Source organism: Leifsonia sp. (genome assembly GCF_051955155.1).
Lineage (GTDB): Bacteria > Actinomycetota > Actinomycetes > Actinomycetales > Microbacteriaceae > Leifsonia.
In genome coordinates this window covers 1-12392 of sequence record NZ_JBQCGZ010000109.1, presented here as the reverse complement: position 1 = coordinate 12392, position 12392 = coordinate 1, and the positions used below count along the sequence as shown (strand labels likewise).

The 12392-nt window shown below is 72.4% G+C and carries 14 protein-coding genes; 6 read left to right on the top strand and 8 right to left on the bottom strand.

Annotated features, from left to right (window positions below):
* Positions 1–165: 165 nt before the first annotated feature.
* Positions 166–498 (bottom strand): helix-turn-helix domain-containing protein, encoded by a 333-nt coding sequence (locus tag ACTHMF_RS12100; protein ID WP_440317845.1) that lies wholly within the window; start codon positions 496–498, stop codon positions 166–168.
* Positions 499–579: 81 nt separating this feature from the next.
* The gene (locus ACTHMF_RS12095) at positions 580–795 is read right to left on the bottom strand and encodes a DUF2283 domain-containing protein (RefSeq protein WP_440317843.1); all 216 of its coding nucleotides are present in this window, start codon (positions 793–795) and stop codon (positions 580–582) included.
* A 166-nt stretch (positions 796–961) separates the two neighbouring features.
* Here ACTHMF_RS12095 and ACTHMF_RS12090 point away from each other — a divergent pair, with 166 nt between their 5' ends.
* Entirely contained in the window at positions 962–1105 is a 144-nt protein-coding gene (locus ACTHMF_RS12090; RefSeq protein WP_440317841.1) for a hypothetical protein, read from the top strand.
* Positions 1106–1114: 9 nt separating this feature from the next.
* On the opposite strand, the gene ACTHMF_RS12085 is transcribed toward ACTHMF_RS12090, so the two are convergent.
* From ACTHMF_RS12085 to ACTHMF_RS12075, 3 genes are read right to left on the bottom strand one after another with little or no spacing between them, the layout of a single operon-like run.
* The gene (locus ACTHMF_RS12085; RefSeq protein ID WP_440317839.1) at positions 1115–2338 is read right to left on the bottom strand and encodes an acyl-CoA dehydrogenase family protein; all 1224 of its coding nucleotides are present in this window, start codon (positions 2336–2338) and stop codon (positions 1115–1117) included.
* 24 nt (positions 2339–2362) lie between these two features.
* On the bottom strand, positions 2363–3571 hold the full coding sequence (locus ACTHMF_RS12080) for an acyl-CoA dehydrogenase family protein (RefSeq protein WP_440317837.1): 1209 nt from the start codon (positions 3569–3571) through the stop codon (positions 2363–2365).
* Positions 3568–4989, bottom strand: coding sequence for an LLM class flavin-dependent oxidoreductase (locus ACTHMF_RS12075; RefSeq protein ID WP_440317836.1), 1422 nt, complete (start codon positions 4987–4989; stop codon positions 3568–3570). The genes ACTHMF_RS12080 and ACTHMF_RS12075 overlap by 4 nt, the downstream gene beginning before the upstream one ends.
* Before the next feature lie 161 nt (positions 4990–5150).
* Between ACTHMF_RS12075 and ACTHMF_RS12070 the strand changes: the two genes are divergently transcribed.
* From ACTHMF_RS12070 to ACTHMF_RS12060, 3 genes are read left to right on the top strand one after another with little or no spacing between them, the layout of a single operon-like run.
* A complete protein-coding gene (locus ACTHMF_RS12070; protein ID WP_440317835.1) occupies positions 5151–6476 on the top strand; it encodes an ABC transporter substrate-binding protein in 1326 nt (441 codons plus the stop codon).
* Positions 6473–7411, top strand: coding sequence for a carbohydrate ABC transporter permease (locus tag ACTHMF_RS12065; RefSeq protein WP_440317833.1), 939 nt, complete (start codon positions 6473–6475; stop codon positions 7409–7411). Before ACTHMF_RS12070 ends, ACTHMF_RS12065 begins: the two co-directional genes overlap by 4 nt.
* The gene (locus tag ACTHMF_RS12060) at positions 7404–8237 is read left to right on the top strand and encodes a carbohydrate ABC transporter permease (protein WP_314147602.1); all 834 of its coding nucleotides are present in this window, start codon (positions 7404–7406) and stop codon (positions 8235–8237) included. The genes ACTHMF_RS12065 and ACTHMF_RS12060 overlap by 8 nt, the downstream gene beginning before the upstream one ends.
* Before the next feature lie 9 nt (positions 8238–8246).
* On the opposite strand, the gene ACTHMF_RS12055 is transcribed toward ACTHMF_RS12060, so the two are convergent.
* On the bottom strand, positions 8247–9143 hold the full coding sequence (locus ACTHMF_RS12055) for an RNA polymerase sigma-70 factor (RefSeq protein ID WP_440317831.1): 897 nt from the start codon (positions 9141–9143) through the stop codon (positions 8247–8249).
* A complete protein-coding gene (locus ACTHMF_RS12050; protein WP_440317829.1) occupies positions 9140–10327 on the bottom strand; it encodes an NAD(P)/FAD-dependent oxidoreductase in 1188 nt (395 codons plus the stop codon). The genes ACTHMF_RS12055 and ACTHMF_RS12050 overlap by 4 nt, the downstream gene beginning before the upstream one ends.
* 134 nt (positions 10328–10461) lie before the next feature.
* Between ACTHMF_RS12050 and ACTHMF_RS12045 the strand changes: the two genes are divergently transcribed.
* Positions 10462–11148, top strand: coding sequence for a hypothetical protein (locus ACTHMF_RS12045; RefSeq protein ID WP_440317827.1), 687 nt, complete (start codon positions 10462–10464; stop codon positions 11146–11148).
* 93 nt (positions 11149–11241) lie between these two features.
* On the opposite strand, the gene ACTHMF_RS12040 is transcribed toward ACTHMF_RS12045, so the two are convergent.
* The gene (locus ACTHMF_RS12040) at positions 11242–11478 is read right to left on the bottom strand and encodes a hypothetical protein (RefSeq protein WP_440317825.1); all 237 of its coding nucleotides are present in this window, start codon (positions 11476–11478) and stop codon (positions 11242–11244) included.
* A gap of 289 nt (positions 11479–11767) precedes the next feature.
* On the opposite strand from ACTHMF_RS12040, the gene ACTHMF_RS12035 reads away from it, so the two are divergent.
* Positions 11768–12256 carry a YajQ family cyclic di-GMP-binding protein gene (locus ACTHMF_RS12035; protein ID WP_314147597.1) on the top strand — a complete coding sequence of 163 codons (489 nt, stop codon included), beginning with the start codon at positions 11768–11770 and terminating at the stop codon, positions 12254–12256.
* Positions 12257–12392: the final 136 nt, after the last annotated feature.

Below are 12392 nucleotides of genomic sequence, written 5' to 3'. Positions count from 1 at the left end.
CGAGCCCGCGCATCCCGCCGCCCTGCTCCTCGCCGCGTAGCCCGCGCGAGGCCGCGTCGGATCCCGCTCGCCGCATATTTGGCGCAAATGTCGGTTCCGGCGCAGCCTGAGGCGACCTTTGCGCCCAATATGCGGCGAGCGGGATCCGACGCGGCCTCGCGCGGGCTACGCGGCGAGGAGCAGGGCGGCGGGATGCGCGGGCTCGGCCACCTCGTGCGCGGGCTCGCGCCGCTCGGGCACCAGGCTCAGCACCGGCGCACCCGCCGCGAACTCGCCCGCGAACTCGGCCGCGGCCATGCTCAGTAGTTCGCCCTCGGTCACATCGAGCACCCGGCACAGCGCGGCGAGGATCTCGGACGACGCCTCCTTCCGGCCCCGCTCGATCTCGGAGAGGTACGGGATGCTGATCCGCGACCGCTCGGACAGCTGGCGCAGCGTCGCGCCCCGCTCCGTCCGGATCCGGCGGAGCACGGTACCCATCGCGTGCCGCAGAAGCATGGCAGCAGCCTACGACGCGCCCGCTCGTCCCGCGCGACCCGGTCGCCGCGATTCTGCCCACAGCAGAATCCGCGGGCGCGCTCAGGCGGGCTCGGCGCCCGCGAGCACCTCTGGCGGCAGCACGCGCGTCGCGCCGATCACCTCGAAGCCGACGAGCCGGCCCGCCGCGTCGAACTCGGCGTCGACGTAGCTGCCGGCGGGGATGCCGCCCACCGCGCCGTGCCGGCCGCCGGGCGCGCCCGCGTCGTCGAACACGACGTGAGCGATGTCGAGCTCCCGGTCGTAGACGATGCGCATGTCCGCAACGCTACGGAACCGGCCACCGGATGTCGTCGGACCCTCGTACCACCTCGCGTCCGTCCGGCGGCGCATCCGTCGCGACGGGTCTCCGACGTCCTCCCAGGTTCGCGACACACCCGCCGTCCTTCCGGCCATGTCGGTGGTCGAGCGCACAATCGTTCGCATGAGGACCTTGGAGATTTGCGAACGGTGCGACGGGACGGGTGCCGACCCCGTGCAGCGCAGTGAGGAGATCACCGTGTGCATCGAGTGCGCAGGTGACGGCTGCCACGTGACGTACTACGCCGAGCTGGCGGAGACGGCCTGAGCCGATCCGTCAGGCGGTCGTCGACGTCCGGTCGACCCCGATCTGCCAGATGAACGGCGGCACGGTGCCGTTGACGCTCCAGTCGCCGACGATGCGCGCCTTGTAGACCCACGGGTTGTGGGACGCCACGGTGCGCGCGTTCCGCCAGTGCCGGTCGAGCCCCGCCGCCCGGCTGACCGCCGAGGCGCCGAGCGTGTCGAACAGCCGCGTCGCGGCCTGCGGCACCGACTGGCTGAGCACGACCTGCGCCTGCGCCGAGGCGATCTCGGCACGGATGTTCGCGGCGTCGTCCGCCGCGCTGCCCCGCTCCGCCGCGGTCGCCGCCGCGGCGTCCAGCGTCTCCCCGACGGAGCGGACGAGCGAGCGCGCCGTGAACGCCACCGCCGAGACCTCCCCGATGACGGCCTGCAGCTGGCCGTCGTCCTTCGCGAACGGCGCGAGGCCGTGGCTGTAGACGCGGGTGCGGGCGCGCAGGGCCGCGCCCGCGTCCCGCTCCACGGCCTGCGCGATGCCCGCGAGAACGGTCAGCAGCGTCCACTGGTAGAGCGCGGTCTGGTAGCGGAAGCGGTCGGAGAACGCATAGACGTGGTCGGCGAGCGCGCCGTCGAAGACCGCCGTTCCGGTCCCGGTCAGCTGCTGCCCGAAGCCGTCCCAGTCGTCGCTCACGACGACGCCCGGCTGGCCGGTGCGGACCAGGACGGTCACGTCCGCGCCGTCCTCGTCCTTGGCCGTCGCGTCGATCCAGTCCGCGTAGAGGCTGCCGGTCGTGTAGTACTTGCGGCCGTCCACGCGCGGCCCGTCCGGGGTCCGGCGCACGCGGGTCCCGGACTCGCCGAGTCCCACCGCGCCCGTCTCGCTCCAGGCGTTGCCCACGATCTCGCCGGCGGCGAAGCGCGCCAGCCAGGCGTCCCGGTCGGCGGAGGGCGGCGCGACAAGCCGGTCCTCCGCGAACGCGAACTGGCCGCGGAAGATCTGCGGCAGGTTGGAGTCCGCCGCCGCCAGGTCCACGAGCAGTTCGCCCAGCTCGACGAAGCTCAGGCCGCCGCCGCCCGACTCCACGGGGAGCCGGAGCGCGCCGAGTCCGGCCGCCGCCAGCTCGCGCACCGCCTCGGTCGGCAGCTCGTGCTCGCGCTCGCGCCGTGACGCGTCCGCGGCCAGCCGCTCCAGGACGGGCGCCAAGCGTTCGCGCGCGGCCGCCGATCCGGCGGGCGCGCTGAGGGTGGTGTCGGTCATCGTGGCTCCTGTCGTCCGTGCCGGTCAGGTGTAGAGGGAGATGGGCTGCAGGTCGCCGTTGACGTAGTAGGCGCCGACCTCGAGTTTCTTGTAGTCCACCGGGTCGTGCAGGGTGTGCGTCCGCACGTTCCGCCACCACAGGTCGAGTCCGACCGACGACTTCGCCGAGCTGGACCCGGTGACCTCGAACACGCGCGTCGTCACCTCCACCGCGACCTCGGTGGAGACCACCTTGAGCCGTGCGATGCGCTGCGCGAGCCGTCCGCGGTCCTCGGGGCTCACGTCGGAGCCGAGCGCGACGACCGCGTCGAACTCGCGGCCGACGGCGTCGGCGAGCGCCTCCACCGCATCCACCTTCGAGAGCAGCTCGCCGAACACCCGCAGCACGAACGGGTCCTCCGCGTAGCGCTCCACCCCGGAGAGGAACCACGAGTTCCCCCTGGCCAGCGTGAGCTCGCGCGCCCGGGCGAGCGCACCCTGCGCGATGCCGAGGTAGAGGTCGCCGAAGGCCAGCTGGATGCCCGGGGTGATCAGCGTGGAGAACGGCTCGTCCGTCACCTCGCCCAGGATGTCCTCCTCCGCCACCTCGACGCCGTCGAACGTGACCGAGCCGCTGGCGGAGAGGCGCTGGCCCAGCGCATCCCAGTCGCCGTGATAGCGGATGCCCGCGCGGTCGTGGTCGAGCAGCGCGAACACCGGAGTGCCGTCCCTGCCGCCGCCGCGGAGGGTGCCGGCGGCGAGCACGACGTCGCCGACGGAGGCGCCGGTCGAGAACCGCTTGGTGCCCTCCAGGCGGTAGCCGCCCTCCTCGCGCGCCGCGAGCACGAGGTCCGGGTCGACCGGGTTCACCGCGTCCCCCCACACCCAGCGCCCGGCGACGGTGCGCCGGTACAGCTCCGGCTGCCGGGACGGGTCGACCGCGAAGCCGATGTTGCCCGAGTTGATGTAGTGGTAGGCGAGCACCTGGGCGACCGACGCGTCGGCGCGCGCGAGCACGCGGACGACGCGGAACGCGGTCTCCCAGTGCGCGCCTCCGCCGCCGAACGCGGCGGGGTCGAGCAGGTTCACGAGGCCGGCGTCGCGGAGCAGCTGCAGCTCCGCGTGCGGGTCCTGGTTGGCGCGGTCACGCTCCAGCGCGTCCTCCGCGAGGGTCTCCGCGACCTGCGCGGCCACCGCCTCCCAGCGTTCGAGCTCGGCGGCGTCGGCGTGGCCGGTCCAGTAGCTGCGGGTCATGCTGCTCCTTCCGTCTCGCGCTCGCGGGCGTCCGCGGCGCTGGGTGCGTCGGTGAATGCGCCGCGGTAGGCGTGCGCGGGGTGCCAGGAGGGGACGGTCGCGTCCCCGGTGCCGTTCAGCCGCCCGCGGAGGGTGCTTCCCGGCTGCTCGTCGAGCCGGCCGCGGGCGCGCAGCTCGGGGACGACGAGCTCCACGAACTCCTCGAAGCTGCCCGGCGTCACGACGTAGGCGAGGTTGAAGCCGTCGACGCCTCCCACCTCGACCCAGCGCTCCAGCTCATCGGCGACCGTCGCGGGGCTGCCGACGATGACGGGGCCGATGCCACCGATGCCGACGTACTCGGCGATGTCTCGGGCCGTCCAGGTGCGGGTCGGGTCCGCCGTCGTGAAGATCGCGAGCGCCGAGCGCGCCGCGTCGGTGTCGATGTACTTCAGCGGCTCGTCGATCGGGTAGTCGGCGAGGTCGAGGCCGGACCAGCCGCCGTAGAGCGCGAGCGCGCCCTCGGTGGACACGTAGCCGCGGTACTCGGCGAGCTTCGCCTGCGCCTCCTCCTCGGTGGGTGCGACGATCACGGTGGCGAGGGTGAGGATCTTCACCGTCACGCGCGGGCGGCCGTTGCGCTCGGCCCGCTCCCGGATGTCGTCCGTCGCCTTCCGCGTCAGCTCGGGCGTGAGGCCGTTGATGAAGACCGCCTCGCCGTGCCGAGCCGCGAACTCGCGGCCGCGCGACGACGCCCCGGCCTGGAAGACGACGGGGGTGCGCTGGGGGCTCGGTTCGGCGAGGTGGATGCCGGGGACGCGGTAGAAGGCGCCGTCGTGCCCGATCGGGTGCACCTTGGCCGGGTCGGTGAAGACGCCGGTCTCGCGGTCCCGGAGCACGGCGCCGTCCTCCCACGAGCCCTCCCAGAGCTTGTAGACGACGTCGAGGAACTCCTCGGCGATCCCGTAGCGGTCGTCGTGCCCGATCTGGGTGTCGAGGCCGAGGTTGCGCGCGGCGGAGTCGAGGTAGGAGGTCACGACGTTCCAGCCGATCCTGCCCTTGGTCAGGTGGTCGAGCGTGGAGAACCGGCGCGCCAGCAGGTACGGCTGCTCGTACGTGGTCGCCACGGTCACCCCGAAGCCCAGCCGCTCGGTCACCGCGGCCATCGCGCTGATCTGCCCGACCGGGTCGCCGAGCGGGATCTGCGCGGCATCCAGCAGCGCGGGGGCGGCGGAGTCGCGGTACACGTCGTAGACCCCGAGCACATCCGCGAGGAACAGGGCGTCGAAGCCGCCGCGCTCGAGCGTGCGCGCCAGGTCGGTCCAGTAGTCGAGGTCGGTGTAGCGGTGCGCCTGGTTGTCCGGGTGCCGCCACAGGCCGGGCGCCTGGTGGGTGACGCAGCTCATGTCGAACGCGTTGAGGATGATTCGTGCAGCCATAGGTGCCGGACTCTAGCGGGCACGACCGCCGCCGGCCCAGCGAGTGTGACGCCCCGTTGCGGCGACGACGCACAGCGTCACATTCGGTTGCCTGCTCCGCCTCCGCCCCCCTACCGTGCAGACCCTTGCATCCATCCCGCACCCGATCACCAGGAGCCCCCATGACATCCCGACGACCGCTCGCGGCCGCCGTCGCCGCCCTCGCCGCCACCGCGCTCGCCCTCACCGGGTGCGCGAGCGGATCCGGCGCGTCCACCGCCTCCGGCGACAAGAAGTTCGCAGGGCAGACCCTCACCGTCGAGATGATCTCGTCGCACGAGGGCGCCGCCAAGTGGCTCGCCGCCGAGTTCAAGAAGGAGACCGGCGCGACGATCAAGCCGGTGATCGTGCCCTACGACGAGATCGGCTCGAAGATCGCCCTCGACCAGCAGTCCGGCGCGAACACCATCGACGCCGCGGCGCCCTGGTACGTCTCGCTCGGCGACCTCGCCGCCGACGGCGCCATCCAGGACCTGTCGAGCTGGATCGCGGACGACGCCTCGCTGAACACCTCCGACTTCATCCCGTCGATCTACGACGCGTACAGCAAGGTCGGCGACAAGCGCTACGGCCTGCCCTTCGACGGCGACACGCACGTGCTGTTCTACAACAAGGAGATCCTGGCGAGGAACGGCATCGCGAACCCGCCGAAGACCTGGGACGAGTACCTGAAGGACGTGAAGACGATCACGGCCAACGAGTCCTCGAAGGGCGTCTACGGGGCCGCGGTCTTCGGCCAGAAGTCGCCGCTCATCCTCGGCGCGAGCTACGCCAACCGACTCGCCGGCTTCGGCGGCGAGTTCCTCGACGCCGACGGCAAGCCAGCGCTCGACTCGGAGGCCGCCGTCCAGGCCGCGCAGGCGCTCGTGGACGTCGACAAGTACGCACTGCCGACGCCGGCCGAGACCGACTTCGGCGCGGGGAACAGCGCCTGGTTCGCCGGCAAGGTCGGCTTCATCGAGAACTGGACGGATCTCGGCGTGCGCTCCGAGGACGCCACGAGCGACTCGAAGGTCGCCGGCAAGTGGGGCGTCGTCACGCTGCCGGTCGGCGGCTCCAACACCACCTCGCGCGCCTCCCTGGTCGCCGGGTTCACCTGGGTGATCACCGCGAACACGAAGAAGACCGACCTCGCGAAGGCGTTCATCGCGTTCGCGACCTCGTCGAAGGTCAACTCCCAGCTGCTGGTCGCGTCCCCGCCGACCGGCATCGACCCGAACCGCAAGAGCTCGCTGGAGGACGCCACCTACGGCAAGGAGTTCCCGGAGATCCAGGCGGTGAACCGCGCCACCCTCACCGGGACGCTCGCCTGGCCGACCGGCCCGCACGCGACGGAGCTGGCCCAGGTGCTCACCGACGGCCTGGCGAAGCTGCTCGCCGGCCAGGGCGGCTCGGCGAAGCAGACGATGGACGCCATCCAGGCCAAGTGGGAGAGCATCCTGAAGTGACCGAGGCCACCATCGCCACCGGCGCCGTCCCCCGGTCCGCCACGCGCAGCAGCGCGCGCGGCCGGGCGGGCGGCGCCTGGCCGCGCCGCGCGATGGTCGCCCCGACCGTGCTCGCCACCGTCGTCCTCGGCGCGTACCCGCTCGTCTTCATCCTGCTGACCGCGTTCTCGCAGTCCTCGCTCGGCCGGCCGCTGCAGGCCTGGGTCGGCACGGCCAACTTCGCCGAGGTGCTCTCCGACGGGGATGTGACCGCCTCGCTGGTGCGGAACGTCGGCTACGCCATCGTCGTGTCGGCCCTCTCGGTGGTCCTCGGCGTCGTGACCGCGCTCGCGCTGCGGGCCGCGACGACGCTCGGCTCGATCGTGCGCACCCTCCTGCTGCTGCCGCTGATCACGCCGCCGGTGATCGTCGGCGTGGTGTGGAAGCTGATCTTCAACCCGTCCGGCGGTCTGCTCGGGACGGTCCTCTCGGCCCTCGGCCGCCAGGGCGAACCGGTCGCCGTGCTGTCCTCCCCCGCCTCCGCGCTGGTGGGGATCGGCGTCGCCGACGTCTGGGAGTGGACGCCGCTGATCGCCCTGCTCGTCTTCGCCGCCCTGCTCGGCCAGGACCGGTCGGTCGCCGAGGCGGCCGCGCTCGACGGTGCGCACGGTCTCCGCTTCTTCCGCAGCATCACGCTGCCGGCCATCGCGGGGACCGTCGCCGCCGCGTTCCTGGTGCGCCTCGTGCTGGCGTTCAAGGTGTTCGACCTGGTGTTCGTGCTCACCTCGGGCGGCCCCGGCACCTCGACCAGCGTCCCCGCGTACCTCATCTACCAGGCCGCGCTGCAGCAGTTCGACCTGGGACGCGCCTCCACGATCACGCTGCTGCTCGCGATTGTCGTCACCGTCGTGACGCTGCCCGTCATCCTCGTCGCCAGGAGGCTCCACCGTGACTGACCGCCTGCTCGCCGGAACCCGCACCCGCCGACCGGCCGCCGCCGTCGTCGTGCTGGTGCTCGTGCTCATCGGCACTCTCATCCCGATCGCCTACCTGGTGTCCGTGTCGTTCATGTCCCGCGCGGACGTCGGGGCCGGGCTGGTGCTGCCCGCGCATCCCGAGCCCGCCAACTGGGCGAACGCCCTCTCGGGCGGGCTGCTGCAGGGGATCGGGAACTCGCTCGTGGCCGCGCTCGGCGGCGCCGTGCTGACCCTGGCCATCGCGCTGCCCGCGTCCTGGGCGATCACGCGCTACCGCGCGGGCGGCCGGACGCTCGCGGCGACCGTGCTGAGCCCGTGGCTGCTGCCGCCGATCGTCGCGGTCATCCCGCTGTTCACGCTGCTGCGCACGCTGTCGCTGAACAACACGTTGCTCGGGCTGACGCTCGTCTACGGGCTCGCCAACGTCGCGGTCGCGGTCTGGCTGCTCGAGGGCTTCACGCGCCGGGTGCCGGTGGAGCTGGACGAGGCCGCGCAGCTGGACGGCGCCGGCGCCCTCCGCGTGCTGGTGAGCGTCGTGACCCCGCTGCTCACCCCGGCGCTGGTCGCGGTCGGCATCATCGTCGCCGTGCTGAACTACAACGAGTTCCTGCTCGCGGCGTTCCTGACCCAGTCGCCGGACGCCCAGACCCTGCCGGTCGTGCTGACGCTCATGCTGGGCGAGCGGATCACCGACTACGGGAAGCTTGCGGCGGCGTCCGTGATCGGCCTCCTCCCGGTGTTCGCCGCCGCCGCGTTCCTGCAGCGGCGGCTGGTCTCGGGGCTGACCGCCGGCAGCGCGCGCTGAGCCCCGCCGTCACCGGCGGGCCAGCTCCGTCTCCTCCGCGACGCGCGTCAGCTTGTGCGGGTTGCGGACGAAGTAGAGGCCGGTGATGCGGCCGTCCTGCACGTTCGCGGTCAGCACGCCGTCCAGCTCGCCGCCGACCGTGAACACGAGCGCCGGGTTGCCGTTGACCTCGGAGGCCACGGCGCCGATGTCTCCCCCGCTCTTGCCGATGCCGCCGATGATGAACCGCGACACCTTGTCCGCGCCCAGGATCGGCCGCAGGGCCGCCTGCTTGACGCCGCCGCCGTCGCTGATGAGCACGACGTCCGGGGCGAGCACGTCCAGGATCGCCTGCACGTCGCCGCTCGCCACCGCGACCTTGAAGGTCTCGAGCGCGGCCCGCACCTCCGCGGGAGGGACAGTGACCCGCGGGCGGCGGGCCTCGACGGGCGCGCGGGCGCGGTGCGCGATCTGGCGCACCGCGGCCGGGGTCTTGTCCACCGCGCCGGCGATCTCGTCGAAGCCGAAGCCGAACACCTCGCGCAGCACGAACACGGCGCGCTCGGTGGGGCCGAGCGTCTCCAGCACGACCATGAGCGCGATGGACACGCTGTCCGCCAGTTCCACGTCGTCGGCGACGTCGGGCGCGGTCAGCAGGGGCTCCGGCAGCCACGGGCCGATGTACGACTCGCGGCGGCGCTTCACGTCCCGCAGCCGGTTGAGCGCCAGCCTGGTCGCGATCCGGACCAGGTAGGCGCGCTCGTCGCGCACCTGGCTGCGGTCGACGCGCACCCAGCGCAGCCAGGTCTCCTGCAGCACGTCCTCCGCGTCCGCGGCCTGGCCGAGCATCTCGTACGCGACCGTGAAGAGCAGGTTGCGGTGCGCGACGAACACCTCCGTCGCCGCGTCCGTCCCGGCCTCGCTCATCCCCGAACCCCCTGTTCCGCTGACGCGAGCATACGACGCCGCTCCGGGTCGGCGAACGAGGCGGGCAGCCGCAGCCGCCCGGGATGCTTCGCCTCGATCTGCAGCTGCTTGACCGTCCCCCAGCACACGAACGCCTTGAGCGCGGCGCCGGCGCGTCCCGCGACGTGGAAGCGGATGGCCGTGTCGTCCTTGTGCGCGAACTGGAAGATGCCGTGCCGCCTGCCGAGGCTGATGCACTGGCCGAAGAACCCCATCACGAACGGGCCGGGGCGCTCGCCGGCGATGCGGTGCAGGACGGTGTCGGCGGCGTGCCCGCCGAGCGGCTCGGCCGCCTGGCAGCTCATCCGCAGCGGGAGGCCGGACGGGGCGGCGCAGTCGCCCGCCGCGACGATCCGCTCGTCGTCGACGCTGGTGAGCGTCTCGTCGGTGAGCAGCCGGCCCACCGCGTCGACGCTCAGGCCGCTGCGCCGCGCGAGGTCGGGGACGCCGAACCCGGTCGTCCAGATCGTCACGTCGCTCGGGACCGACCGCCCGTCCGCCAGCCCGACGGCATCCCGTCGTACGGCGACGACGCGCGACGCGGGACCGTCGACGACCGTCACGCCCAGCCGCGCGAGCCGCTTCGCCACGACGCGGCGCCCGCTCGGGTGCAGGTACGGCCCGAGCTGGCCGCCGCAGAACAGCGTGACCGCGACCCCGCTCTCCCCGAGCTCCGCGGCGGTCTCGATGCCGGCCGGCCCTGACCCGACGACGGTGACGGCCGCCCCGGGGCCGGCGGCCGCGAGCGCCGACCGCAGCCGCTCGGCGTCGGCCAGCTCGGCGACCGTGTGCGCGAACTCCGCAGCGCCCGGCACGTCGGTGACCCGACCGTGGCTGCCCGCGGCGTAGACGAGGTGGTCGTACGGCAGCACGGCGCCGGAGGCGAGCTCCACCCGCCGCCCCGCCGCGTCGATCCGCTCCGCGGTGTCGACGACGAGCCGCACCCGCTCGCCCAGCACGTCCCCGAACGCGACGACCGCGTCGTCGGTGCCGGCGACCAGCTGGTGCAGCCGGATGCGCTCGACGAACACGGGCCGCGGGTTCACCACCGTCACGTCGACGTCCGCCGCGCCCGCGATCCTGTTCGCCGCCGTCACGCCGGCGTATCCCCCGCCGACAACGACGACCCTGGTGTGCTGTGCCATGAGGTCTCCTCCTCGTACGCTTCCGAACACCAGACACCGCGGGCGGAGCGGCTGTGACACGCCCTCGTAGCGTTACAGCGGCGGTGGTAGTGTGATAGATCACAATAGGCCCGCTAGCGGAGGTATTCTGATACATGGCCGAGCTCACCGTCGCGCAACTCGCAGAGCGATTGCAGATCGGCGCGCGCTACGCCCGCAGCCTGGCGGAGACCGGTGCGCTCTCAGCCCGACAGCTGCCCTCCGGCGACTGGCTCGTCGACAGCGACGCGGTCGCACGTTACGCCCTGCGCCGACGGACCGCTGGACGCCGTCTCGATGCGGACACCGCGTGGGCGTTGCTCTACGAGCTCTCCGGAATCGCGGCTTCTGCGCTCCTTCCCCCCGCCACGTACGCCCGGGTGCGGAAGCGCATCCGGACGATGACCGCCGAGGACATCGCTGTCGCCGTCGCGGACCGCACACGCCAGCAGCGCTACCGAGCGGCCAACGGGACGAAGGCTCAGGCGGGCCTGATCGGGACCGGCCGGGTCGCCGCCGACCTGATCGCCGGCGACCTGCTCCCCGACGCCCGACGCGTCGCCGGTTACGTGCCTCCCGGCTGCAGCCTGGAGGAGTACGCGCGCACGCATTTCATGGTCGCCGACCCCTCGGGAACCGACGTGCTCTACGAGAACACGGCGCCCGGTCGCGGGTACACGGAACCGCTGCCGGCCGTCGTCGCCGCCGATCTCGCACTCTCCACGGACACGCGCGAACGCAGCGCAGGACTGGACGCCCTCACCGGGCTGAAGGACGCATGGCTCGCCTCACGTACTCGGTGAATCTCGGCGACGATGAGGTTCTGCCCGTGTGGCAGACCGTCATCGAGCTCGCCGACGTCATCGACACCAGCACCCTCACGATCGTCGGCGGCCTCATGGTGCAACTGCATGCGGCACGCGGTGGTGTGATCGCGGCACGTTCGGATACGTCTCGCGCGCAAGCCGGGCCTGGCGGTCTCCGCCGGACAACAGGCGCTCGACCGCAGGCAGCTGTACCGCCTGACGTTCACGTCCGGCGCGTCGGTCCTCGTCGGCGTCCCCGACGAACTCGGAGCGCTCATCGCGAAGGGCGCCGCCTACCTCGACGATCAGCGCGACCGCGGACGGCATCTCGACGACGCCTCGACCATCCTGGCGTCGATCACGGACGCGTCGGAACTCGACTACAGCCGCTCGACGAGGAGCGACCGCGCCAGACTGCGGGCGATCCGCTCCGAACTCGGTGACGAGTCGGCGGCGCACTGGGTCAACCTCCGCACCGACGACAGGACCCGCGGACTCATGAACCTCAGCCTGGTGACCGCAGCTATGGGGGTCGACGAGCCCTCGCCGCCGCCCGTGCTGTGACACCCCCCTCGTAGACTGGAGGGACGAACTCCGCTAGGGAAGGAACGGAACCGTGGCAGACTCCTCGTTCGACGTCGTCAGTAAGGTCGACAAGATGGAGGCGGACAACGCCGTCAACCAGGCCCGCAAGGAGGTGGACCAGCGCTACGACTTCAAGAACGTCGGGGCGTCGGTCGAGTGGAGCGGCGAGAAGATCCTGCTCAAGGCCAACACCGAGGAGCGCGTCAAGGCCGTCCTCGAGGTGGTCGAGTCGAAGATGATCAAGCGCGGCATCACGCTGAAGTCGCTGGACGCGGGCGACCCGTACCCGTCCGGCAAGGAGTTCCGCATCGAGATCGGCCTCAAGAACGGCATCGAGCAGGACGCGGCCAAGAAGATCAACAAGCTGATCCGCGACGAGGCGCCCAAGTCGGTCAAGTCGCAGATCCAGGGCGACGAGCTGCGGGTCTCCTCGAAGAGCCGCGACGACCTGCAGGCCACGATGGCGCTCCTCAAGGGCGCCGACCTGGACGTCGCGCTCCAGTTCGTCAACTTCCGCTGAGCACCCCGAGGGGCCCCTCGGTGTCGGTTTGGGGCGCCGGCAGCGCCCCCGCCGTGCCCCCCGGCGGGACGGGGGGGGGGGGGGGGCGCCGCGGGGCCCGAGGCGGGGGTGGGGGGGGGGGGCGGGGGGGCCCCCC